24 protein-coding genes and 1 pseudogene are annotated in these 25,046 nt (G+C 46.8%); 6 read left to right on the top strand and 19 right to left on the bottom strand.

The window, feature by feature from the left end:
* Both HOLDEFILI_RS19630 and HOLDEFILI_RS07030 read right to left on the bottom strand, forming a co-directional pair.
* A partial coding sequence (locus HOLDEFILI_RS19630) for an AAA family ATPase (protein WP_006058854.1) occupies positions 1-566 on the bottom strand: 566 nt, incomplete at its 3' end.
* A gap of 118 nt (positions 567-684) precedes the next feature.
* Positions 685-1,635 carry an NAD-dependent epimerase/dehydratase family protein gene (locus HOLDEFILI_RS07030; protein ID WP_039864263.1) on the bottom strand — a complete coding sequence of 317 codons (951 nt, stop codon included), beginning with the start codon at positions 1,633-1,635 and terminating at the stop codon, positions 685-687.
* Between the two features lie 331 nt (positions 1,636-1,966).
* On the opposite strand from HOLDEFILI_RS07030, the gene HOLDEFILI_RS07025 reads away from it, so the two are divergent.
* Positions 1,967-2,146 (top strand): hypothetical protein, encoded by a 180-nt coding sequence (locus tag HOLDEFILI_RS07025; protein WP_039864260.1) that lies wholly within the window; start codon positions 1,967-1,969, stop codon positions 2,144-2,146.
* Positions 2,147-2,483: 337 nt separating this feature from the next.
* Here HOLDEFILI_RS07025 and parC read toward each other — a convergent pair whose 3' ends face one another.
* On the bottom strand, positions 2,484-5,033 hold the full coding sequence (gene parC / locus HOLDEFILI_RS07020) for a DNA topoisomerase IV subunit A (protein ID WP_006058849.1): 2,550 nt from the start codon (positions 5,031-5,033) through the stop codon (positions 2,484-2,486).
* Positions 5,034-5,035: 2 nt separating this feature from the next.
* Positions 5,036-6,952 carry a DNA topoisomerase IV subunit B gene (gene parE / locus HOLDEFILI_RS07015; RefSeq protein WP_006058848.1) on the bottom strand — a complete coding sequence of 639 codons (1,917 nt, stop codon included), beginning with the start codon at positions 6,950-6,952 and terminating at the stop codon, positions 5,036-5,038.
* Positions 6,953-7,147: 195 nt separating this feature from the next.
* Between parE and plsY the strand changes: the two genes are divergently transcribed.
* Positions 7,148-7,753 (top strand): glycerol-3-phosphate 1-O-acyltransferase PlsY, encoded by a 606-nt coding sequence (plsY, locus tag HOLDEFILI_RS07010; protein ID WP_006058847.1) that lies wholly within the window; start codon positions 7,148-7,150, stop codon positions 7,751-7,753.
* A gap of 73 nt (positions 7,754-7,826) precedes the next feature.
* Here the strand turns inward: plsY and HOLDEFILI_RS07005 are convergent, their stop codons facing one another.
* The 6 genes from HOLDEFILI_RS07005 to HOLDEFILI_RS06985 all read right to left on the bottom strand — a co-directional run bounded on the left by HOLDEFILI_RS07005 (position 7,827) and on the right by HOLDEFILI_RS06985 (position 11,732).
* Positions 7,827-8,237: a hypothetical protein gene (locus HOLDEFILI_RS07005; protein ID WP_006058846.1), complete on the bottom strand. Its 411-nt coding sequence runs from the start codon at positions 8,235-8,237 to the stop codon at positions 7,827-7,829.
* A 106-nt stretch (positions 8,238-8,343) separates the two neighbouring features.
* Positions 8,344-9,057, bottom strand: coding sequence for a biosynthetic peptidoglycan transglycosylase (locus HOLDEFILI_RS07000; RefSeq protein ID WP_006058845.1), 714 nt, complete (start codon positions 9,055-9,057; stop codon positions 8,344-8,346).
* 156 nt (positions 9,058-9,213) lie between these two features.
* Entirely contained in the window at positions 9,214-9,429 is a 216-nt protein-coding gene (locus HOLDEFILI_RS06995) for a YneF family protein (RefSeq protein WP_006058844.1), read from the bottom strand.
* 57 nt (positions 9,430-9,486) lie between these two features.
* Positions 9,487-9,831 carry a hypothetical protein gene (locus HOLDEFILI_RS06990; RefSeq protein WP_039864243.1) on the bottom strand — a complete coding sequence of 115 codons (345 nt, stop codon included), beginning with the start codon at positions 9,829-9,831 and terminating at the stop codon, positions 9,487-9,489.
* Positions 9,832-10,153: 322 nt separating this feature from the next.
* On the bottom strand, positions 10,154-10,315 hold the full coding sequence (locus HOLDEFILI_RS19215) for a hypothetical protein (protein ID WP_156788864.1): 162 nt from the start codon (positions 10,313-10,315) through the stop codon (positions 10,154-10,156).
* Between the two features lie 106 nt (positions 10,316-10,421).
* Positions 10,422-11,732 (bottom strand): hypothetical protein, encoded by a 1,311-nt coding sequence (locus HOLDEFILI_RS06985; RefSeq protein WP_006058841.1) that lies wholly within the window; start codon positions 11,730-11,732, stop codon positions 10,422-10,424.
* A gap of 631 nt (positions 11,733-12,363) precedes the next feature.
* Here HOLDEFILI_RS06985 and HOLDEFILI_RS18830 point away from each other — a divergent pair.
* From HOLDEFILI_RS18830 to nagZ, 4 genes are all read left to right on the top strand, one after another.
* On the top strand, positions 12,364-12,504 hold the full coding sequence (locus HOLDEFILI_RS18830) for a sigma factor (RefSeq protein WP_156788890.1): 141 nt from the start codon (positions 12,364-12,366) through the stop codon (positions 12,502-12,504).
* A gap of 672 nt (positions 12,505-13,176) precedes the next feature.
* On the top strand, positions 13,177-13,881 hold the full coding sequence (gene sigK, locus HOLDEFILI_RS06975) for an RNA polymerase sporulation sigma factor SigK (protein WP_006058837.1): 705 nt from the start codon (positions 13,177-13,179) through the stop codon (positions 13,879-13,881).
* Positions 13,882-13,934: 53 nt separating this feature from the next.
* On the top strand, positions 13,935-14,594 hold the full coding sequence (locus HOLDEFILI_RS06970) for an HAD family hydrolase (RefSeq protein ID WP_039864241.1): 660 nt from the start codon (positions 13,935-13,937) through the stop codon (positions 14,592-14,594).
* Complete coding sequence (gene nagZ, locus HOLDEFILI_RS06965; RefSeq protein WP_083787578.1) at positions 14,591-16,366, top strand: beta-N-acetylhexosaminidase; 1,776 nt, start codon at positions 14,591-14,593, stop codon at positions 16,364-16,366. Before HOLDEFILI_RS06970 ends, nagZ begins: the two co-directional genes overlap by 4 nt.
* Before the next feature lie 105 nt (positions 16,367-16,471).
* Here the strand turns inward: nagZ and HOLDEFILI_RS06960 are convergent, their stop codons facing one another.
* The 9 genes and pseudogenes from HOLDEFILI_RS06960 to carB form a co-directional block, all read right to left on the bottom strand.
* Entirely contained in the window at positions 16,472-16,999 is a 528-nt protein-coding gene (locus HOLDEFILI_RS06960) for a hypothetical protein (protein WP_006058834.1), read from the bottom strand.
* A complete protein-coding gene (locus tag HOLDEFILI_RS06955) occupies positions 16,992-18,122 on the bottom strand; it encodes an AAA family ATPase (RefSeq protein ID WP_006058833.1) in 1,131 nt (376 codons plus the stop codon). Before HOLDEFILI_RS06955 ends, HOLDEFILI_RS06960 begins: the two co-directional genes overlap by 8 nt.
* 365 nt (positions 18,123-18,487) lie before the next feature.
* Positions 18,488-19,228 (bottom strand): ATP-binding protein, encoded by a 741-nt coding sequence (locus HOLDEFILI_RS20240; RefSeq protein ID WP_244264313.1) that lies wholly within the window; start codon positions 19,226-19,228, stop codon positions 18,488-18,490.
* 36 nt (positions 19,229-19,264) lie between these two features.
* Positions 19,265-19,678, bottom strand: a pseudogene (locus tag HOLDEFILI_RS20235) (ATP-binding protein); the annotation flags it as partial.
* Between the two features lie 166 nt (positions 19,679-19,844).
* A complete protein-coding gene (gene pyrE, locus HOLDEFILI_RS06945) occupies positions 19,845-20,483 on the bottom strand; it encodes an orotate phosphoribosyltransferase (RefSeq protein ID WP_006058831.1) in 639 nt (212 codons plus the stop codon).
* Between the two features lie 2 nt (positions 20,484-20,485).
* A complete protein-coding gene (gene pyrF / locus HOLDEFILI_RS06940; protein WP_006058830.1) occupies positions 20,486-21,193 on the bottom strand; it encodes an orotidine-5'-phosphate decarboxylase in 708 nt (235 codons plus the stop codon).
* The gene (locus HOLDEFILI_RS06935) at positions 21,190-22,107 is read right to left on the bottom strand and encodes a dihydroorotate dehydrogenase (protein WP_006058829.1); all 918 of its coding nucleotides are present in this window, start codon (positions 22,105-22,107) and stop codon (positions 21,190-21,192) included. Before HOLDEFILI_RS06935 ends, pyrF begins: the two co-directional genes overlap by 4 nt.
* Positions 22,092-22,847, bottom strand: coding sequence for a dihydroorotate dehydrogenase electron transfer subunit (locus HOLDEFILI_RS06930; protein WP_006058828.1), 756 nt, complete (start codon positions 22,845-22,847; stop codon positions 22,092-22,094). The genes HOLDEFILI_RS06935 and HOLDEFILI_RS06930 overlap by 16 nt, the downstream gene beginning before the upstream one ends.
* Positions 22,848-22,856: 9 nt before the next feature.
* A partial coding sequence (carB, locus tag HOLDEFILI_RS06925; protein ID WP_039864232.1) for a carbamoyl-phosphate synthase large subunit occupies positions 22,857-25,046 on the bottom strand: 2,190 nt, incomplete at its 5' end.

The raw sequence follows: 25,046 nt of genomic DNA, 5'->3' as shown, positions 1-25,046 counted from the left end.
GAAGCGAAATCAGTTAAAATTGTTTTGGTTTCATTAACAAGATTAAAAGCCTGAGGATCAACGAGATAAATTAAGATATTACTTTTCGAGATCATTGGGAGCATTTCTTCTAACTTTTTATCTTCACAAATAAATTTCTGTTTTTGTATATCCCGAAGAAAATACAGATGTTCTTTCTCATTACCGTAGGAATCTTTTAGAATTTCAACAAACTTTTCATAAGGATATTCTTCGCGTCCAGAATCGTAATGAAATTCATAATCAAATTCCCTGCCTCTGTTTAAAAATCGAATACCTGCCTCACTAATTGAACTTTCCGAAAAAATATTTGATCCTAGTTTACTAAATTCATTGCTTAATGTATTTTTTATTTCACGTATGCCTTGGATTAAACATGTTTTTCCAGCATTATTAGGTCCATAAATTCCTACCGTTTTCAGCACGTTAAACCCGTTTTCCTGGTGAACATTAGAAGAAAATTTTTTATTTCGCATGTCCGCTTTAAGGGAAAATTGTATTTCATCAGAAAAAATAAGACAATTTTTTAGTCTTACTTCTACGATCATTGAGAACACCTCTTTTCTTGTTAATATTATTATGTTCCAAATTTATTTTTTATGCAATATTTTTCCACTAAATATAATATTTTATAAAAAAACTTGGTTAATCCAAGTTTTTATTCTCCTATATTCCCATTTCTCTTAGAATTTGTTTTTCATTGGCTGCCAGTTTGGGCTTAAACACAATCTCACCGCGATGCTCGCAAAACCATTGATAGGCTCGCGTCAGGCCGGTTTCAAACGAAGTGTCTTCCGGCACAATCTGATGAATCTTCGTCACATCCAGCACATTATCGTAATCGCGGAACGGGAAGTAATCTTTGGCCTTCCAGTTTGCGTCATGAACCGGGATGATCTTCGCCTGCGTTCCGCAGACGTCAGCACACTGTTGAATCCATTCACTGAAGCTCACTCCCTGTTGATCGCCGACATTGTAGACCTCAATTCCTTGTTTCGGGCACGCTAACAAAGTCGTGACGATCTTGGCTAAATCGCCGGTGTAGCAGAATTGAATGCGATTATCCGCGGCCGGGATCAAAATCGGCTGATTGTGCATCAGGTGATCAAAGATGAAGCTTTCCCGCTGCACATAATTATATTCCCCATACATATAGGGCGGCCGCAGAATCGACAGCGCGATGTTATGCTTTTGGCAAAATGCCGTCAGCGCGCTTTCCGCCGCGATTTTATCGGTACCATATTGTCCCCAGTATGGATTTTCCCCTAACGGCTCCGTTTCTAAAATCGGCAGCGCGCACCGGTCTACGTCATAAACTGCGCTGGAACTGATGAAAATCCAGTGTTTGACTGAGCAATCCAGACTTTCGCAGCAGATCTCAATCTGCTTCTGGTTTAATCCCGACACGTCAATCACCGCGTCGAAAGTTCTGCCTTTTAACGTTTGTTTCATCGCTGCCGCGTCTTCCCGATCACAGGTCAGCTGCGTTACCGGTCTCCCTGTCCACGACTTACTGCCGCGGTTTAATAACGAAACTTCCCAGCCGTCTTCCAAACACTGTTCTGTAATCCGTCTGCCGATAAAATAACTGCCGCCTAAAATCAATACTTTTCGCATGAATGATCTCCTTTTTCAGGTTTATTATATCATCAGCCTGAACAATTTCCAGTTTTCCAATCGATTCTTCCTGCATAATATCCTATATGCAGAATCACAGAATCCCCATCGCAGCTTATTTCCGAAAAGTATCTTCAGCGCTCTTTTTTTACTTTGTGAACATATTTTTCATCATTTTCTTAGGGGGTTATTTTTACTTTCCCGCAATATTAATAGTGTAGGGTTTTGTTGAACCGCGGATGCCCGTCCGGATAGAATCGACTTTTGACTGTTTCCAATTCGATTCAAACAGACAGATTTTTGTCGTCTGTCATTAAAGGAGGGCAATTCTATGGAACATTTCCTGGAGCTTTTTGTCACTGTGGTTTTAAAAGTCGCACTACCCTTGATCGAGTGTTCGATCAAGGTGATTGAATGCCGCTTAAAAATTATAGAGGTCAAAAAGAAAAGCGCTGCTACATCTCACCCCGAGAATCAGCGCTCATCTGTCCAACGCCACCGTAAAAGGTAGCTCATGACGGGTGCCGCCTTTCAGCAACACCTTACACCTTTAGTATATGCATTCCTGATGGAATTTCAACCTTTTTCTTTCCTTTCTGAGTTAATCCGTTATTATTCACTGGGAACAAGGCTGAAAAACAAACAAGAATTTATAATAAAAAGGCTCAAATCAAAACACGGCACTGCAAGCCGAAAAGAGTAAACGATATAGATTGGTAAAAATGAAACGAAAGAAATTGATTTCGTCATCCTTTGACGACGAACGTTTGTTCAAGTCTGCCAGAATTTACTGCCAGCCACAAGCTTCTGCACCGCAAAAGAAAAGCCCGGCTTACGCCGGACCTTCCTTATTCTTCTTCAAACAAACTCATCATTTCAATATCGGAATGAACTTTTTCATCCGCTTCTGATTCTTCATCATAGTCTTCAAACGGAATCTCGTCCTCGCCGACCGGATGATCGACGATCCGCACTTCTTCAATCCCTTTAATCAGACCCCAGTCTTTTTTCAGTTCCAGCGGTGTGGAGAAGGTTGCTTCCCGGCTCATCATCGGCACGTCTTTCGCCTGAAGAATCTGCAGCTGCGGATCCATCAGCATCAGACTGTCATACGGCTGCACGCATTGGCAGTAGGCGATATGATAAGGGTTAGTCTTCAAGCGCTTCACAACGATTTCACCTTTGACCGGACGCCCGGTGACGTTGATGTCGCTCATCTTGATCCGTTTCATATTGCCCTTATCCGACAATACCCACAGGCTCTGACGTTCGTCGCTGTAGCTGCAGGCCGCCGCCAGCGTGTCGTCCTTCGCCAGATTCAGCGCTTTGACGCCCTGCGACTTGGTGCCGTTGGCCGGTACCAGATCCGAGGAATACCGGCTGATCCAGCCGCTGCGGCTGATCATGATCAGATCCTCGTGCGCATACACGACGAACGCCCGCATCATCTCATCGTCTTTCTTGAGATTCATCGCGGTCATCATCTTGTTGTTGCGCTGCACCTGCCACTGACTGATCGGCGTTTTCTTGACCTGTCCGCGCCGGCTGACGGTCACAATCCAGGCGTAGCTGGAGAAGTTTTTGACGACAATCGCATTGATGATTTTATCGTCGCCATCGATGCTGACATATTTATTCAGATGCGAGCCGACGTCCTTCCACTTCGCTTCGTCGATCTGATACACCGGCAGATGCGCGTAATTCCCTTTGCTTGTGAACAACAACAGCGTATCGAGCGTATCGACTTCCAGCTGTCCGACAAGCACGTCGCCTTCCTTCAAGCCGGTCATCGCGTTGTCGCTGGCTCCGTAGGAACGCAGCGATACCCGTTTAACATACCCATCGCGGGATGCGGTAATCATGACGCGTTCGTTAGGAATCATCGCGGTCTTATCAATGACGATTTCTTCAACCTCCGCCTGAATCTCGCTGCGGCGCGGGTCGGCATATTCCTTTTTGATCTCGCGCAGTTCCTTGATCAGAACGCTCTTTAAGACGGTTTCGCTTTCCAGAATCGTTTTCAGCATTTCCATTTCGTTGACTAACTGCGCAAATTCCTCACGCAGCGCCACGATATCGGTCGACGTCAAACGATACAGCCGCAGGGTGACGATCGCTTCGGCCTGGGTTTCGCTGAAACCAAACGATTCCGTCAGATTGCGCTTAGCGTCGCCCTTATCCTTCGACTGCCGGATGACGGCGATCACCTCATCCATGATCGACACAGCTTTCATCAAACCCTCTAAGATGTGGCAGCGTTCCTCCATCTTATTATAAAGGTAGCGGCTGCGGCGCAGCACGACCTCCTCACGGTGTGCGATGAAGGCGTCCAGCATCCCGATCAAGCCCATCTGAACCGGCCGTTTGTTGACGATCGACACCATATTGTAGCTGTAATAAATCTGTAAATCTGTATTCTTATAGAAATAATTCAGAATCACATTGGGATCGGCATCCTTTTTTACGTCAATGACAATCCGCAGACCAGTCCGGTCCGTTTCATCGCGGATATCCATGATTCCTTCAATTTCGCGGGAAAGCCGGATATCATCCATTTTGCGGACCATCGACGATTTGATGACCTCATACGGAATTTCACGGATAATAATCTGATTGCACGTCTTGCCCGTGACGATCTCCGTGCGGGCGCGGATGACGACCCGCCCCTTGCCGGTGGTGAAGGCGTCGACAATCCCTTTTTTGCCCATGACGATGCCGCCGGTTGGAAAGTCCGGTCCCGGCAGGATTTCCATCAGTTCCTCCAGCGAACATTTCGGCCGCTGCATCCGGTAGATCGCCGCGTCGATCACTTCGCTCAGATTGTGCGGCGGGATGTTGGTCGCGTAACCTGCCGCAATCCCCGTCGCCCCGTTGACCAGCAGAACCGGAAAGCGGGCCGGCAGGACGGTCGGTTCATTCTCCGTATCGTCGAAGTTCGGTGCAAACAGGACCGTGTCCTTGTCGATATCCTCCAGCAGCGTTCCGGCGATTTTCGCCAGCCGGGCTTCGGTATATCGCATCGCCGCCGCCGGGTCGTCGTCGATCGAACCGTTGTTGCCATGCATATCGATCAACGGCATGCGGATCTTCCAATCCTGCGACATCCGCACCATCGCGTCGTAGACCGAGCTGTCGCCGTGGGGATGGTAATTACCAATGACCAGACCAACGGTTTTCGCTGATTTGCGGTGCTGATGATCAAACGTGTTGCCATCATGGAACATCGCGTACAGAATCCGCCGCTGAACCGGCTTCAGTCCGTCGCGGGCATCCGGCAGCGCGCGTTCCTGAATAATGTATTTGGAGTAACGGCCAAACCGCTCGCCCATGATCTCCTCTAACGGGGAAATCACCAGGCTGGGTTCTTTTTCGGGTGCTTTATTTTCTTTCTTCTTCATCCTTATTCCACCTTAAACGTATCTTCCAGTGTAAACGCAACGTTCTGCTCGATCCAGGTACGGCGCAGATTCGCTTTGTCGCCCATCAAAATGGAAACGTTGCGCTCCGCCTGAACCGCGTCTTCAATCGAAACCTGAATCAGCGTCCGGGATTCAGGATCCATCGTCGTTTCCCACAGCTGGGAAGCGTTCATTTCGCCCAAACCTTTGTAGCGCTGAATCTCGACCTTGCCCCACTGCTGCTTCACCTCGTCCAGTTCCTCGTCGGTGTAGGCATAGCGCAGCTGTTTTCCCTTGGTGACCTTATATAACGGCGGCAGGGCGATGTAAACCATGCCATGCTCGATCAACGGCCGCATGTAGCGGTAAAAGAACGTCAAGAGCAGCACTTGGATGTGCGCGCCGTCGGTATCGGCATCGGTCATGATGATGATTTTGTTGTAATTGCTGTCGGAGTAATCGAAGCCGGAGCCGATCCCCGCGCCCAGGGCATGAACGATCGTATTCAATTCTTCGTTCTTTTCAATTTCAGACAGTCCCGCCTTTTCCGTATTCAGCACCTTACCGCGCAGCGGCAGGATCGCCTGATACTTGGAATCGCGGCCCTGCTTAGCGGAACCGCCGGCGGAATCCCCTTCCACTAAAAACAATTCTTTACGGGACGCATCCTTGGACTGCGCCGGCGCCAGCTTGCCGGAAAGCACTTTTTCACTTTTGCCGGCCTTCTTGCCCTTCCGCGCTTCTTCACGCGCTTTCCGTGCCGCTTCCCGGGCCTGGGACGCTTTCTGCATCTTTTTGATCAGCATCGTCGAAAGCTCTTTGTTTTCTTCCAGATAAAAGCTCAGCTTATCGCCGACAAGACTTTCGACCGCGCTTTTCGCTTCCGCGGTGCCCAGTTTACCTTTGGTCTGACCTTCAAACTGAAGCAGATTTTCCGGAATCGACACCGACACGATTGACGTCAGACCTTCGCGCACGTCGCTGCCTTCAAAGTTTTTATCCTTTTCTTTTAACAAGCCGAGCTTCCGCGCATAATCGTTAAACGCCTTAGTGAACGCCGTTCTGAAGCCCATTTCATGCGTGCCCCCGTCCTTGGTGCGGACGAGGTTGACAAAAGAAACCATGCTTTCCTGGTAATCATCCGTGTACTGAAACGCGCACTGCACCTCAATGTCATTCGCCATTCCGGTAAACACCACCGGATCATGCAGCACCGTCCGATCCTCATGCAGATACTCCAAAAAAGCCTTTAAGCCATCTTCATAATGGAACGTTTCCGTCTTGCCGGAACGTTCGTCTTTCACAACCATCGTAATATTCTTCAATAGGAACGCGTTTTCCCGCGCCCGCTCGCAGATCAAGCCGGCATTGAATTCGATCGTCGAGAAGATCCGCTTGTCCGGCATAAACCGGATCTTACTGCCGGTCTTGGTACTTTTGCCAAGCTTTTCGAGCTTGCCGACCTTCTTGCCGCCATCCTCAAAGCGCATGGAAACCATCTGTCCTTCCTGACAGACTGTCACCTCAACCCATTCGCTTAAAGCATTGACCACTGACGCGCCGACGCCGTGCAGACCGCCGGAGGTCTTATATCCCCCTTCGGATGAAAACTTGCCGCCCGCATGCAGGACGGTAAAAATAACCTGAATCGTCGGAACGCCGCTGGCATGCATGCCGATCGGCATCCCGCGGCCCTCATCCTCAACGCAGACCGCGCCGTTTTTTTCCAGCGTGATCGTTATTTTCTTGCCGAAGCCGTTGAGCGCTTCATCGATCGCGTTATCGACGGTTTCCCAGACCAGATGGTGCAGTCCGCGCGAATCCGTCGACCCGATATACATCCCCGGACGTTTTCTGACCGCTTCCAATCCTTCCAGGATCTGAATTGAATTCTCATCGTATTTCTGTGTTTTAGCCATGTTCTATCACGATTAGAGAAGAAAAAATCCTACTCTTTCTCCTTTCCGTTTCAGCCCGATTTTCCTGAACTTAGCCTTTCCCCGCCGCCTTCATTCCAATCTGCCATAAATTAGATTATACACAAAAACGGCTTAAAATAAAAGTTTACGCGCTCGGTTTTTATGATAAAATAGGAGCGAAGGAGTGAAGAGGAAATGATAAAAATTCTTTTTGCGGTGGTCCTGGGTTATCTTTTCGGATCGATTCCCTGGGCGTTAGTCATCGGCAAAGTCTTCTATAAAACCGACGTTCGTAATTTTGGCTCCGGCAATCTGGGCGGCACCAACGCCGGCCGCGTGCTGGGAAAGAAAGCGGGCGTCACCGTGATCATCCTGGATGGCTTGAAAGCGTTCTTCGTTGTGGGCCTGTGCGTCTTGTTTGTTCCGGAAGCCGCGGTCTATGCGGGGCTGGCCTGCTGCGCAGGACATTGCTTCCCGATCTTCGCCAATTTCAAGGGCGGCAAAGCGGTCGCGACGACGTTCGGTTATCTGTTGGCTGCCGGCCTGTTTGTGACCCATGAACCGATCCAGATGTTTGTGATTCCGTTTGTGATCTTCATGATCACCTTAAAGATCTGGAAGATGGTATCGCTGTCCTCCATCATCGGCATCGCCAGCGCGGCGCTCATCACGACGCTGACTCAGTCCAATCTCATGATCACCGCCTCGATCTGGATTCTCTGGGCGTTTGTCACCTACCGTCACAAAGCCAATATCGAACGGATCCGCAACCACGAGGAAAAGAAAATCTCCTGGATGTAACTGACGATCAATCAGAAAAAAGCTCGTTTTCATCTGAAAGCGAGTTTTTATTTTATCGTCGATTCAATGCCTGTCATTCGCCGTTGAGCTGTTCATTCAACGCCTGGAGAATCACATCGTTCGCACCATTATAAATGATCATCAGCTGATCGTAATAATAGATATGATAATGGGTGTCCAGCACTTTTTCTTCACGGGCCTCTGCGGATCCTTCAACAATATATAAAGTCGCATCTGACGCCGCGAGCGAACCGATCTGCTCGGCGCTGATCGTTTCCAGATTCAACGTTTCATAAAAATCATAGCTCTTAAACCGATCCAGCAGATTACTGATCGAGATTGGAAATCCATCGTTGCTGACGCTGATCTCGGCCTGGAATTTAACGGAATAATCCGTAGCTACCGCGTTTTTAGGCTGGCTGCCGCATCCTGCGCTGATCAGAAACACGCAGAAAAACAAGAAAGGCAAAACTGACCTTTTCATAGACAGAACCTCCTACCTCTTAGATTATACCGATCCCGGCTTTAAATAGATAGAGGATTAAGGAATGCTTCATGTCAATTTAAGAAAGGTGTAATAAATTATTCAGTTATATGCCTAAATAGTTGGATGACCACTCCAAAGCGGCCTGACTTTGCGCCGCATCGATCAAGCCGACGGCCTGCATCGCTTCCAAAACCTGCTGCTGACGATGCAGCGCCAGATCTTTGCCGGAGCTGAGCTGATAACGGCTCGGCGACTGCGGCAAGCCTGCCAGTAAAGTCGCTTCAGCCAGCGTCAGCTCGGAAGGTTCTTTATCAAAATATCCACGGCTGGCCTGGGCAATGCCGTAGTGTCCGTCCCCGTAATAGATGACATTGACATAAAAAGCGAGAATCTCATCTTTGGAATAAGCCGCCTCCAGATCGTAGAGAAAGAACACCTCCGCAATTTTCCGTGTCAAGGACGGTTTATGCGTAAAATACAAGTTTTTCGCCAGCTGCTGGGGAATCGTGCTGCCGCCTTCCTTCACTTCGCCGGAGATCAGATTTGTCAGCAACGCCCGCCCCAGAGAGATCACATCAATCCCCTTTCGGGTATAAAAGCGGCGGTCCTCCACTGCGACGACGGCGTTGACAAAATCCGGACTGATCTGATCCAGCGGTGTATAATCTTCGCGTTGTTTCACTTCCTCGATTTTATCGGTCAGCGGAACTTCGGCAATCGCTTCTTTATATCGCTGATGGCCTGAAGCTGTCAGCCATCCCGCGCCAATCAAAAGCAGGATTAACAGAACAAGCACGAAATGTTTTATCACTTTCATCTTTATCACCTGACCGCATTATAACACGCAAATCCTGCCTACACCCTTACACTTTAGTCATGTTCCCGTCACCAAAATCCAATAAAAAAACTGACAGGCCCGGCGATCATACCGCCTTGCTTATCAGCTTTTTGTTTCCTTCTTCCCAAGGTTCAGTTACTGTCCCATGGACTTCATAATAGCCCGGATCTGAGCTTCCGACGGCTTCCGTCCCATCTGCAGGAACATGGCGCGGATCATCTTCTCATTGACTGGAGGATGTTCCTTCAACTGCTTTTCAAAATAACGGCGCGTGAAGAAGAAACCTAATCCACCACCGATTGCCAGTCCCAAAATCAGAAATCCAATTGAACTTAAGAATGCGTTTCCCATTATTACACCACCTATCTTTGTGATTATCGTATTTATTGTATCGTTTTTCAGTCTATTTTACAAGTCTATTTCCGACAGAACCAACGTCCCTTGCAGCTGCTTCAATTCATACAGAAACGGGTATTCCGCCTTATCTGAAAGAACCAGATGCCATTGCTTTTTTTCCAGCGTACTTGTCCGCTGCGTCAGCGAGTTATAATAAGTTATTTTATCCGGCACCAGAAACATATCGTCCCGATATTGAAAGCGTGTCTTCAGCTGTTGGAAAATGACATCCGGCGCGATCAGGATCGCGGCCAGCTGAGCTTGATATTCAGAACGTCCTTCCATCCAGTCAAGAACTGACGTACTGTTTTTCATCACGGAAATAAACTCGTCGCGGATTATATATCCTTTAATCATCTTCTCACCCTGTTTAATATAACAGCTGGCCTTTAAAAAATTTGTCGAACAAAAAAAACGGTGAATCCGACTCCCTATCCGATTCACCGTCATTACTTGTGATCAGCTTTGCACCTATATAATAGACTGATCACTCACCAATTTTTATCATTTTTCTACAAGCAAGACATCAAATAAATATCGATTATGTTTTTATTCTCACTGTAGCGGTCCGGTTTATTATGTTTCTGCAACTTAGTTCATCCAACTTGTTCCGTTCTCTCGTTTTCCCGTAGAATGAAGCCCCCATTACTTCGCCATAATAAACATTGTTGTTGATTTTTTACTGGAACATGCAATCCGGTGACGAGCACCCACGTGGCTCAACACACAATTCAGGATGTTCAACAGAGCATCCTTCGCCATCTGTTCCTTCTGCACTAATTGGATTGCAAACAACAGCTAATACCAAAGCAATCATTAATGCGAATAAAGCTTTCTTCATTATTTTCCTCCTTTCAACATGTACTATTATACATAAGAAACTTATTAATCCTTTAAATTGTTACAAATTGGCTTCTGACGCTATTGATTATCCAAATCATTACATTTCAATCAATTTTATACGAAGTAAAATTATCGAAATAAGTAGCCACTTTATAATGCTTAGTTATTTTAATAATGTTTGTTAATTCATTTTTAAAATAGTTAATTAAATTATCTGATCTAAATTTTTTCTGTAAAATTTCATAAACATCATGGATTATAAAATTTTCTAATTCTTTTGCTGATTCTTTTTCTAATTTCATTAAAAAATAATTATAGAATATTTTGCTCATGGATGAATCTATTTCTTCAATATATGTAACCTGCTTCAATTTATTTAAAAGTTCATCATTAACTAGAAGCTCTGCACAATTCAATATATATAACATATGAATTGTAAAAGGTGGATTATTATCAAGAAACTTATTAAAATACTTTGCAGCAACGTTATAGTTTTTATCAAAATAATATTGAAATCCAACATTAAAATAATTATTAACTAATTTGCAATGCGCTAATTTACCTTGAGTCTTCTCAAGACAATCAATGGAGTAATCAAAAAAGATTTGCACATCTTCTTTATTTCCGGTATGTAAAGCCATTGCTTGAGTAAAATATAAAACACCTAAATGATAATTCACTTTTTTATCCTTAAAATATTTTATACCTTCCTCAACTTCATTTAACGCCGCGAACCATCGCTCTTTATACATCAACCATCCAGCAATAAATAAAGAAGATATCCTTGAATTATTATTAAATCGAACTAATTTATTATATATTCTTTCCGCGATAACCATATTCATTACTTTATAATAGTAATGATCAAATAAAATATTAGAAATTAACTCTTCGACTTTGCTGTCTAGTATAAAACTATTTAAATAAAGTTGATCTGATTCATCATTAGTTGGATAGCTCGCATCTAAATAATAGTTTATAATGACTTTAAATGCCAAATATATTTCTGCATAATAAAAATAATTTTTTGCCTTTTCTAAAACAGATTCTATTTCATTTTTCAAATTTCTTATCCGATGAACATCATACATCAATACGGCATCAAACAGTTCATCTCCTAATCGTTCAACGTTAGTCATCACCCCCGGAAAGTCATCGACCTTAAACCCCAGCTTCTCAATAAAGAAAACATACAACTCGTCATCCTTGATAATCTGTCCTCGCTCTAAACGGTTTAATGTAGCTCTGGAACAAACTGGTTCACCCTCAACGATTTCATAAAAAGGATGATCCTTGGTCGCCAAGATAAACTCGTTACAGCTGAAACGTTTATCTTTAGATCCCTGATGCATTCGTTCACGATAGATCTTGATAAGACGTCCACTGTTTTCCCGCATTTTGTTATTCGCAAACATGTTCGTTCCCCCTCCAAAAATTCCGGTTATATTCTATCACAGATTATATTGAAAAATGGTAATATTTGGGAATTCTATTTATAAAATCATATCACAAATTTATCAATACAAAGCAAAATGTAAGAATTATTGAATTTTTAGGACACAAAATCTCTATGATATCAAGTCCTTGGTTTTAATCGCCTGCTTTCTGTTACCTCCATCAAAAGCTTTGTAGCTACTAAATCAACTTGAGTTTCTACAGCTTTACCAGTATAAAAATCATGACGCAGTAATTCCAAAATTACATATCAGAAATTACATTTTCCTTGTTGTGAATTCATTCAATAACTGTATTTTTATCAAAACCTGGTTCTATTCCTGGTTATTCCTTGACCGCTAAAATAAATACGTTATCGATTCACTGTTTTTCTTTAGATTTTCATCAAATATCAACAAAAATCACCGGATCGAACATACGTTGAAGAAAGTGATAACAATGTGGACACAACTATTTCAAATGCTTCAGATCTTCTTCAGCTGCTTTATCGGTTATCGAAACAACCTCCTTCCAGCAGTTTTTGACGGTGGAAGAAAAACAAGATGCCTTACAACGCATGGCGAAAGGCGACGTTGAAGCGCGGCTGATTTAATCGAACACAATCTTCGTTTAGTCGCGCCCATCGTAAAGCAATTCGATATCCGTCGTAAACAAACCGAAGACCTCATCAGCATCGGCACGATTGGTTTGATCAAAGAGATCGAAAAGTTAGAAAAAACCAAGAGTTTCTGAATTGAAAGTCGAAAACTTTATAAAATATGACACTTTTCGACTTATAACATGAAAAATATCAGAAAAGCAATTCTTGTTAAGCTTGCTCACGTGCTTCCTTTTTTTGCGGATGCAATGACCGCATCCAGTAATTCCACCTTTTGATCTGATGGACAATTTTGTTTTTTAATATACTGATTTCTGCGTGGATATCAGCTGCTCGTTCTGCCAATTCACGCTTTCCCTGTTCTGTTTTAAGATAATAGACAATTACATTGATTGGAGCACTTGCGATAACACGCACTCCCTCGATATTTCGGTCTAGGGAAGAGAAGTTGTCCGCTATGACCATTTTTTAAGACACAAAATCTCTACGTTATCAAGTCCTTGGTTTTAATCGCCTGCTTTCTGTTGCCTCCATCTAAAGCTTAAAATCAACTTGAGTTTCAACAGCTTTACCAGTATAAAAACGGTAATCATGACGCAGGAAATCCAAGATTACATATCAGAAATTACATTTTCCTTGTTGTGAATTCATTCAATCACTGTATTTTTAACAAAACCTGGTTCTATTCCTGGTTATTCCTTGACCGCTAAAATATATACGTTATCAATTCACTGTTTTTCTTTAGATTTTCATCAAAATTCGACTAAAATCGCCGGATTGAACATACGTTGAAGAAGGTGATAACAATGTGGACACAACTATTTCAAATGCTTCAGATTTTCTTCAGCTGCTTTATCGGTTCCATCCGAACAACCTCCTTCCCGCAGCCTTTGACGGCGGAAGAAGAACAAGACGCCTTACAACGCATGGCGAAAGGCGACGTCGAAGCGCGGGCCGATTTAATCGAACACAATCTTCGTTTAGTCGCGCACATCGTAAAGAAATTCGATATCCGCCGCGAACAAACCGAAGACCTCATCAGCATCGGCACGATTGGTTTGATCAAAGGGATCGACACGTTCAAAGTCGATAAAGGGCATAAGCTGGCAACTTATGTTTCCCGCTGTATTGAAAACGAAATCCTGATGCACCTGCGCAACAACAAGCACGCTTTCCAGACACGCTCTCTGGACGATGCGATCGGCCAGGATAAAGACGGCAGCGAACTGACGTTGATCGACGTGATTCCCGCCCCGGACCAGCCCGATCCCATCGACAAATTGATGCTGGAGGAAAACAAACGCAAACTGACTCAATTCATGGGCTTGCTCGATGAGCGCGAACACAGCATCATCGTCCGCCGTTACGGCTTGGAAGGTCATCAGGAAATGACGCAGCGGGATATCGCAAGACAGGAACACATTTCCCGCTCCTATGTATCACGAATCGAAAAACGGGCTTTCATGAAGCTCCTGCGGGCATTTATGAAAGAGAATCAGGAAAAGAAGTAGCCATTTGTTTTGAAAACCATTATAATCATCTTGAGAGATTCGAGGTGGATTAAGTGAGTATAGAATGTGTAATTTTTGACTGTGACGGCCTGATGTTCGACACTGAAAAGGTCGCCAATGAAAACTGGCGCGAAATCGCCGGTCAATATGGGATTACGCTGGACGATGAGTTTTTCTATCAGATCATCGGCTGCGGACACAAATTATTCTTAAAAGCCATGGAGAACCATCAGGATCTGGAACCGCATCTTCCGGAAATCAGCGAAGGCCGGTTAAAAAAGATCTTTGGTATGTGTGAAAACAAGGGCAGCCTGAATAAAAAAGGATTGACGGAACTGCTGGATTATCTGGAAGAAGCCGGAATTAAGAAATGCGTCGCTTCCTCCAGTCATCGTGAGTATGTCGATACGCTCTTAGGCAGTATCGGCAAGCCTTATCACTTCGACAGCGTCGTGTGCGGCGATGAAGTAACGCACGGGAAGCCGGATCCGGAAATCTTTTTAACCGCCGCGCGGAAAGCAGGCGTCGCTCCGGAGAACTGCGTTGTGCTGGAAGATTCCAAGTTCGGCATCATCGCTGCGAAGCGGGCAGGTATGAAAAGCGTCTGGATCTATGACTTTGTAAAACCGGATGAAGAGATGAAGGAAGCGATCCAGGAAAGCCGCAATGATTTGCTTGAGGTGATTGATTATTTAAAGGAGCAGGCACGATGAATCGTTCCCCTGCTTTACCTTCTTCTTCATCTGTTAACGGCCGGCGGTGGACTGCAATGATCCTGTCGTTGTTGATGCTCGCAGGCTGCAGCCGTCCGGAGCCGGTGCCCAATCCGGAAATTTCGCCCAGCCCAACGCCTTCTGGCAGCACGGTTTCAGAAAAGCTGAATGATCAACAGCTAAAAGAACTTGTGGCAAAGATGGACGTGCAGGAGAAAGTGGGGCAGCTGGTAATCGTTTCTTTCGAAACGACAGAAGTCGATACCAAAACCGAAGCCTGGCTCAGAACCAATAAGATCGGCAACGTCATCGTGTACGCGAAAAACATTGAAAACGCTGAACAGGCGACGATGCTGACCGGTCAGCTCCAAAGCACAATCCGCGGCGCTACCCAGATTCCGGCATTCATTGGAATCGATCAGGAAGGCGGAATGGTGAACCGGGTGCGCGAAGGCGTCACGATTTTTCCATCTCCGATGGCCATCGCAGCCGGTCGGCATGAGAATTTGTATTCGCTGGCCTGGTCGATGGCGGACGAGCTTTCCGGCATGGGCTTCAATATGAACTTTGCGCCGGTGCTCGACGTCAACTCCAACCCGGACAACCCGGTGATCCATCTGCGCTCGTACAGCGATGACCCGAAAGCTGTCGCCAGTTTTGCTTCGACCTGGATCAAAGGCTTGCAGGAAGGCGGCGTGGTCAGCGTAGCAAAGCATTTCCCAGGGCATGGAGATACAAGCGAAGATTCGCATTTCGCCCTGCCCACGGTCAATAAGACGCTGGATCAGCTGAAAGAAACGGAATTGATTCCGTTTGAAACGGCGATCCGCAGCGGCGTCAGCGCAATTATGACCTCGCATATCCTGTTCCCTAAAATTGAAAAAGAAAAGATTCCTGCGACCTTATCCAAAACGATCATTACAGATCTGTTAAAGGATGAGTTGGGTTACAACGGAATCGTCATCAGCGACAGCCTGCAGATGGATGCGATTCAATCACATTACGGAATGGCAGAAGCCGCAGTTCAGGCGATTCAGGCCGGCGTGGACATGTTGATTCTGGGCGATGGCAAAGTCCTGCAGCCAGACAGCGAAGACGTTCAGACGCCGGTGATCGAAGCTTTAATCGAAGCTGTCAATCAGGGAACCATCAGCGCTGAGCGGTTAGACGACGCGGTTCTTTCCATCCTGCGGATTAAGAATGATTATGGCTTGTTCGAGGATAACGGCGAATTCAATCATGCGCCATATGAAATTGATCTGGAATCCCACCAGGTGCTCGTTCAGGAAACGACAGATCAAAGTATGACGTTGATCCGCGATGAAATTTCAGCGCTGCCGCTGCCGACAGACAGCACCTTGTTCATTTCCTTTCCTTGCGTCTATCCGCTGGAATTCGATAAAAAGAGTTTCGGCGAAGTGGCCGCGGATTCCTTATTCGGCAAGGCCGTAAATGTTCATCAGGATCCGACTCAGTCGGAAATCGACGATATTCTGCAGCGGGCCTCCGGTTACGATACACTTGTTTTGTTGGTCTACAACATGGCGGATTCTCCAAATCAGAAGAATTTGCTGGATCAGCTGCTTGAAACTGAAAAACCGGTTGTCGTCATCTGTGCAGGCAGTCCTTACGATCTGCAATATCTAAATGACGCTCCGACCGTGCTTTGTACCTATGGCTATACCCCTGCCGCGGTGCAGTCAATTATCTCGGTACTCAACGGAACCTTGCTTCCGGAAGGTAAACTGCCCGTGGAAATCCCTGAAAACTAAAACAAGAAAAGCTGATGATTCACAACAGGAACGAAGTTATTTTCCTGGAATGAACCGATCAGCTTTTTTCTTGTTTATTGAATCCAAAACAAGCCCTATTTCATTTCATTCACGAATAAAATCAGCAAGAAATAACTCATCCCGATCATGCCGCTTCGTGCGTTTATACTCTTTTAAATTTTCGATCAGCAAATCTATCCGACGACCATAATACTCCTCATAAAATTGTGATGAATTATCATAGCGGCGGCGCTGGAACTGAATTTCTTTTTTCGCAAAATCTTTAGGTCTTTTCCCTGATCGCTGCCATACATGGATCAAGTTCTCATTGATAATCAATAAAATTTCGAGCTCCGGTTTCGTACAAATTTTAGATATCGATCCGATCCGTGATTTCAGATGACCCGGAATTCTTAATTTATCCGTCTGCGTATCTCCGATTCTGTAAATATCAAAAGGTCCCGAATACATATTCAAGGCACTTTGAACAACTGGAGAATCTAATTGACGGGCATGATAGGGTACTAAACCGATTAAATCTTCAGTATTAAATAATAGCCGGTTATCTCTGAGCAGCAGCTCTACAATCTTCTTTTCGTTGGGACCTTCGCAAAGCACCAAAAGTTTACTCATTCATAAGCGCTCTTTTCAGATTCATTAGCATTTCATAACTGACAGCGGTCCCAAAGTTGTCATCATAAAATTTCCGGCTTTTTAACAAATCATTTCTGACTGAATAGTCACGATACATATTCGTTAATATGATCTGTTTTTCTGACTTTGAGATCCAGATATTATCGTTGCGGCCAAACAGATCCAATAGTTCGCAATAATGTGTTGAAAAGATCAGAACTGCCCCTTTCTTATTAACAGCCTTATCTTTGAACATACTGATCAAATTCTCGACCAGTGTTTTGTGAAAATGATTTTCAATTTCATCTATGATAAAACCGCTGCCTTCCTGCAGCGCCTGAATAGCCGCTGTATACAGCGCGATTCCCTTGATCGTGCCGCTCGAAAGCATTGTCAGTAATTCCTTTGCGCTGAGGTCCATCGACCGGTCTAAATACGTCAGTCGGAAAAGTTCGCTGTTGATTTCCTCCAAATCCATGATATTATCATCAAACAAATGCAGGATATGTTTCCAATATTTTTTATTAATACCATGATTTTTATAGAAATCATAAGCAGCATGAAGCATATCATCCTGATCTTTCAAATCATCGTAGTAATATGCATAGTTCTTCCGCTCCTTTAAAATATAAAACAGAATAGAAATATTGTCCGGCAGTTCACGTTTAAGTTTGAGTTCCGTGTAAATCTCCGGTGAAAATATCAATTTTGATTTTGACTTAAAATAATCTGAAACAAAGATCCTTTCCTGGGTGAAGGACAAGTTTTTACCCAGATTGTTCTGCCTGACCAGTTCTGTTTCATAGCGAAACAGCCGATTTTCGTGATAAAACGTGATTTCCAGCTGCGTACCGCTGATTGACATCAGCTCATCCTCTAATTGGAATGAACCCAATATCCGATAAACATTCTCAATCAGTTTCAGCAGGCTTGTTTTACCAGAAGCATTTTTTCCCACGATCGCTGTCGTTGAAAAAACAAACAGTGAATCGTTGATCTGATTTAATTCGTAGGTTTTATCTTCCTCTGTTTTTCTTGCTGTGGGTACAAAATCAATATGCAACCCGTTGCTGCAGTTTTTATAGTGATTTGCTTTTATTCTTAAAATTTGCATATTAGTCATTCCCTTCCTTTAAATTATACCACACAAATAGATTTCAAACGTTTTTTTTGTTTGAATCAGACAGAATGACTCTATTTCCTGTTCAAGGCTATCTGCGAGCTGAATCAAACTTAGAATCAGACTGAATGAAATCCTGTAAATCTTATTCAGGAAAAAGCTTTTTATGATCAAATTTATTATACGTTAGAATCAAAAGCAGGATCACTTCCCCGCTAATCAAAATCTTGCTTCCGTAAGGCAAACTGGCCGTGGAAATCCCTGAAAACTAAAACAAGAAAAGCTGATGATTCACAACAGGAATGAAGTTATTTTCCTGGAATGAACCGATCAGCTTTTTATGTTCGTTCTTGCAAACTGTAATTTTCTTAAAATTCCTGGCTTAACAGAAAATCCGCAATGGGCATCGTCTTAATTTCCTCCACATTACCGCCTGCGAAAATATCGGTTCGTAATACATATTTCGGATAATTGTCCCGAATATCCAATAATTTTCCAAATTCACGTTTCTCTGTCTCCGCGGATCCAATCTCCTGGGCGACCTGGATATACAGCTTATTCTCCTGCTTCATGGCGACAAAATCGATTTCAGCAGTATCCAGCTTTCCAACAGCGACCTCATATCCGCGACGCAGTAATTCCAGATAAACTACATTCTCCAACATGGCTGCCGTACTGTCGGAAGAATAGCCTAATACACTATAACGGAGTGCCGGATCGGCAAGATAGAATTTCTCCTGTGTTTTTAGAATTTCTTTTCCCTGAACATCATACCGAGGGCAGCGATGCAGAATATAGGCGCTTTCCAGCTTACTGATATAGTTATATACCGTCTCATTATCAATGGTTCGGTTCTCACTTTTCAAATATTTAGACAGCGAGGCAGCTGAAAACGTTCGTCCAACATGATCGAACGCAAATTTCACAATTCGTTCCAACTGATCTACTTTGCGGATCTGACTGCGTTTCACTATATCGGTAAAGATCGTAGAATTATAAATATCTCTAACAATTGTATATACGTCATCCTGCGTATATTTTTGGAGATGAACTGCAGGAAATCCGCCAAGTTTCAGATAATTCGCAAGTTCTGTATAGGGATCGAACACCTCAGCATATTCCTTTCTGAATAACAGATATTCAGAGAAGGACAAAGGATAGATCCGGAATAATACGTAACGTCCAGTAAGATAAGTTGAGATTTCTGAAGACATCATCCGGGAATTTGATCCCGTAACGAAAATATCTACGTCGCAATCCGTCATTAACGAATTTACGACTTTTTCCCAAGACTCCACTTCCTGGATTTCATCCAGAAAGAGATAAGTTTTCCCAGGCGGATACAGTTTTTGTTTTAAATGCGCATATAGCGCTTGCGCTGTTTTTAATTCCTCATATTGCAGAGAATCAAAGTTATAGGTTAAAATCTGATCATCCTGAATGCCTGATTTCTTAAGTTCATTGATTAACATCTTCATAATCGTAGTCTTTCCGCTGCGGCGGATACCTGTCAGAATTTTAATGAACGGCGTATTGACGAAAGGTAAAATTCTATCCATATATAAAGGTCTGTTTATCATAATATCACTTCAATCTTTCTCTATTATACTCTTTCTAAGGGTTATAATCGATTAACAACACAAAATCAGCACATATATCCGGTTATCTTCCATTAAAAAAGAGCCGAATTTTACAACTCTGCCCTTTCTTTGTTTAAAAATCAATTTACAGACTCATCCAGCTGGAATCCGACGGATTCGCCCGGAACGCCTGGAGCTTCTTGACATCATCGGCGCTGATGTAGCCGGTTTCCACGGCGACCTCGATCAGCGCGTCATAGTTGGACGCCGAAACGTTCTTCACGTTTGCGGCCGCCAGCCGGTCAAGGCCCTTCTGCAGGCCATAGGTGAAGATCGACGCGATACCCAGGACTTCCGCACCCGCTTCGCGCAGCACGTTGACGACGTCGATGCAGCTGCCGCCGGTGGAGATCAGATCTTCGACGACGACGACCTTCGTTCCCGGCTCGCAGCGTCCCTCAATCTGATTGGTCCGGCCGTGATCCTTGGCGCTGGAACGGACGTAGCCCATCGGCAGGTTCAGAATCTGAGCGACCAGCGCGGCATGCGCGATGCCGGCAGTGCTGGTGCCCATGACTGCTTCGCATTGCGGATAGTGCGTTTTGATGATCTCGGCGATCGCGTGTTCCACATCGTCGCGGACCTCCGGATAAGATAAGGTCAGGCGGTTATCGCAATAGATCGGCGATTTGATCCCGCTGGCCCAGGTGAACGGATCATTCGGCTTTAAGAAAACCGCTTTGATGTCCAGTAAATGCTTGGCAATGTTTTTCTCTGTGCTCATGGTTATTCTCCCTCCACAAATTCTCTGACGCAGCGGCGGTAGCTGGCCACCGGATCCTTGCTGGCGGTAATCGAACGGCCGACGACGATGTAGTCGGCGCCGATCTCGCGGGCCTTGGCCGGCGTGGTAACACGGACCTGATCGCCCTTGGCGTCATCCGCAAAACGGATGCCCGGCGTGACGGTAAGGAAGTTTTCACCGCAGACCTGATGCACCAGATCCGCTTCCAGCGGGCTGCATACAACCCCGGCCAGGCCGGCGATTTCCGCATTGTGCGCGTAATGCTGGACGGTTTCGGTCAGCGGATGATCGATCCACAGCTCATTTCGCATCCGGTCCTCGCTGGTGCTGGTCAGCTGCGTGACGGCGATCAGCTTCGTATGCGCGCCGACCTCGTCGATCGCTTCCTGCGCGGCTTTCATCATTTCGATTGTACCGGCGGCATGGACATTGGTCATATCGACGTCCAGCAGCGCGATGTTGCGCATCGCTTTCTTCACGGTGTTGGGAATATCATGCAGCTTCAGATCGAGGAAAATCTTATGGCCGCGCGCCTTGATCTCACGAACCATGTCCGGGCCTTCCGCATAAAACAGTTCCATGCCGATTTTCACATACGGCTTTTCCTCGGTAAACTTGTCCAGAAACGCCATCGTTTCCGCTTTGGTTGAAAAGTCGCAGGCGATCATTACATCTCGTTCTTTCATCATTGGTGAGCCCTCCCTATTATGTCACTCAATTTATCAATGTTCAGTTCATCCATTAAGGATGGCAGCCGTTCGATAATTTCCTTGCAGGCATACGGATTGCGCAGGTTCTCCGCACCGATTTCCACCGCCGTGGCCCCGGCGTACATCATTTCAATGACGTCCTCGGCGCTGGCGATGCCGCCGATCCCGATGATCGGCAGTTTGACCGCTTCATAAACCTGATACACCATCCGTAAGGCGACCGGCTTGATCGCCGGGCCAGAGAAGCCGCCCATGACGTTGGCGATGATCGGCCTGCCCGTGCGCAGATCGAAACGCGCGCCCAATAACGTGTTGATCATCGAGATTCCGTCCGCCCCGGCATCTTCACAAGCTTTGGCAATCGCGACAATGTCGGTGACGTTCGGCGACAGTTTGATGTAGACCGGCTTGGTGGTGACCGCCTTGACCGCACGGGTGATCTCAGCCGCGGCATCCGGACTGACGCCGAAGCTCATGCCCCCGCCATGCACATTCGGACAGCTGATGTTGACCTCCAGGATGCCGACGATGTCCTGCGCGTCCATCTTTTTCGCACATTCGACGTATTCCTCTTTGGAGAAGCCGGAAACGTTGGCGACGACTTTTTTATGGTAGACCTGTTTCAGCTTCGGAAATTCCTCGCTGATAACCTTGTCAATGCCCGGATTCTGTAATCCGACGGCATTGATCATACCCCGCTCGCACTCCGCGATCCGCGGCGTCGGGTTGCCGAAGCGCGCCTCGCGGGTCGTGCCCTTGGTCGCAATCGAGCCGAGGATGTTGATGTCGTAGAAATCCGCAAACTCATAGCCGAACCCGAAAGTTCCGCTGGCCGGGATGACCGGGTTGTCCAGCTCCCAGCCGGACAGCGTGACCTTTAATCTTTCGTCCATAAGACCTCCTGACTGGAAAGCACCGGGCCTTCCTTACAGATGCGTTTCGGGCCGGAAATCGTCTCGCAGCTGCAGCCCATGCATGCGCCGAAGCCGCAGCCCATGCGTTCCTCAAAGGACAGCTGACCCGGGGCGTTCGAGACTCTCCAGACTGCCTTCAGCATCGGCATCGGACCGCAGGCGAAGTACGGCAGATTGGTTAATCCTTCCTGAACCATGACGTCGCTGACAAAGCCTTTAACGCCCTGGCTGCCGTCATTGGTGCTGAGCTTGACGTCGCAGCCCAGATCCGCAAACTTCTTGATGTAGAAAATATCCTTCTCCGCCGTAAAGCCGAGAATCACAACCGGCTGCTTCCCCTGCTTCAAACACGTTTTTGCCAGTCCGTAGAGCGGCGGCACGCCGACGCCCCCGCCGACCAGCAGCACTTTTTTTTCATCGAAGGCTTCCGGCGTAAAGCCGTTGCCCAGACCGACCAGACATTCCAGCCGCTCGCCCGGCTGTTTTTGAGACATCTGCTTCGTACCGAAGCCGACAACCTTGTAGATGATCGTCAGGCCGTTCTCGTTCCAGTCGCAGATGCTGATCGGCCGCTTGAGATAGGCGTTGTCGATCGTGACGTTGAGAAACTGACCGGGATGGGTGATCCAGGAGGAATCCCCTTCCAGCTCCATTTCATAGACCTGGTCGGCGAGATTCCAGTTGGAGATGATCCGGTATTGTTTTATGCGCTCTCCCATAACTCCTCCTTAATTCTGATCAATCGTCGAAACGCCCATCGTGATTTCTTCCAGCACATCCAATAGAACGTTGACGGTATCCAGCGAGGTAAAGACAGTCACGTTGTTTTCCACGGCGCACCGGCGGATCTGATAGCCGTCCTTGGAGGTGCGGGAGTCGTTGGAGGACAAGGTGTTGAGGATATAAGTGACGTGGCCCTTGCGGATCGAATCGAGGATTTCCTCGGAGCCTTCGGAGATTTTTTTCTTTTCGCGGGTCTTGATGCCGTGCGCTTTCAAGAGCTTGGCCGTGCCGGAGGTCGCTTCGATGTTGAAGCCCAGATCGTAGAACCGGCGGACCAGCGGAATCGCCCGGTCCTTGTCCTGATCGGCCAAGGTCACCAGCACCGTGCCGTAGTTGACGACGCGCATGTTGGAGGCCTGCAGCGACTTGTACAGCGCACGGTTGAGGGAATCGTCGTAGCCGATCGCCTCGCCGGTCGATTTCATTTCCGGGGACAGATAGGCGTCCAGCCCGTGCAGCTTGGAGAAGCTGAACGTCGGGCTCTTGACGTAGAACCGGTTCTTTTCCGCCATGACCTCGGTCGCATAGCCCTGATCCTTTAAGCTTCTGCCAAGCATGACCTTGGTCGCGATGTTGGCCATCGGCACGCCGGTCGCCTTGGATAAGAACGGCACCGAGCGCGAGGAACGCGGATTGACCTCAATGACCGACACCTCGTCGTTCTCATCGACGATGAACTGAATGTTGAACAGCCCTTCAATGCCGATCGCCAGCCCCAGCTTCACCGTGTATTCCTGAATCGTCGCCTTGACCTTATCGCTCAGGGAGTACGGCGGATAGACGCTCATCGAGTCGCCGGAGTGCACGCCGGTCGCTTCGACCAGCTGCATGATGCCCGGGATAAACACGTCTTTGCCGTCACAGATCGCATCGACCTCGACCTCGCAGCCGTGGATATACTTATCGACTAAGACCGGCTGATCCTGATCAATCTTAACAGCGCTGGTCAGGTATTCGATCAGCTCCTCATCCTGATGCACGATCTGCATCGCCCGGCCGCCCAGTACATAGCTGGGCCGCACTAAGACCGGATAGCCGATCCGGTTGGCAACCTTCAGACCGTCCTCAATGTTGGTGACAGCCTGGCCCAGCGGCTGCGGGATGCCGCATTCCGTAACGACCTTTTCAAACAGATCGCGGTTTTCTGCCTTGTCAATCGCTTCGGTGCCGGTGCCGATGATCGGCACGTTCAGCTTGTTCAGCCGGTCCGCCAGGTTGATCGCCGTCTGGCCGCCCAGCGACACGATGACGCCCTGCGGCTTTTCCAGGTCAATGACGTTCATGACGTCTTCGATGCACAATGGTTCAAAGTACAGCTTATCGCTGATCGAGTAGTCGGTCGAAACGGTTTCCGGGTTGTTGTTGATGACGATCGCTTCATAGCCGGCCTGCTGAATCGCCCAGATCGCATGGACCGTGGAGTAATCAAATTCCACGCCCTGGCCGATGCGGATCGGGCCGGAGCCCAGCACCAGAATCGACGGCTTGTCAGTGACGATGCTTTCGTTTTCCTCCTCGTAGGTGGAATAGAAGTACGGGACGTAGGCGCTGAACTCTCCGGCGCAGGTGTCGATCATCTTGTAGACCGGCCGCAGATTGTGCTCGCGGCGCCACTGCACCATTTCCAGCTCGCTTTTGCCCAGAATCTTGCCCAAATATTTATCGGAGAAGCCTAAGCGCTTGGCCTTGCGGATATTTTCCTCGCTTGGATCAGCCTTCACCCGTTCCTCGACGGAAATGATGTGGTGGATCTTATCGAGGAAGAATGCGTCGATCTTGGTCGCGTCGTAGATCAGCATCATGTCAACCTTGCGGCGGAACAGCTCGGCAATCGCATACAGCCGTTCGTCGGTCGGGGTCTTGATGTTTTCCAGCAGCTCCTCAGTCGTTAAAGAATCGAACTTTTCAAGGTAGATGTGATCGACGCCGATTTCCAGTGAACGCACCGCTTTCAGCAGGCTTTCCTCCATCGTTCGGCCGATGCTCATGACCTCGCCGGTCGCCTTCATCTGCGTGCTCAGCGTGTGATCCGCCTTGGCGAACTTATCGAACGGGAAGCGCGCGATCTTGGTCACGACGTAGTCGATCGTCGGCTCAAAGGAAGCCGGAGTGTTGGCAATCGGAATTTCGTCCAG

This window comes from Holdemania filiformis DSM 12042, from assembly GCF_000157995.1.
GTDB classification, from domain to species: domain Bacteria; phylum Bacillota_I; class Bacilli_A; order Erysipelotrichales; family Erysipelotrichaceae; genus Holdemania; species Holdemania filiformis.
The sequence above is the reverse complement of the archived record's forward strand: the minus strand, read 5'-3'. Positions and strand labels throughout refer to the sequence as shown.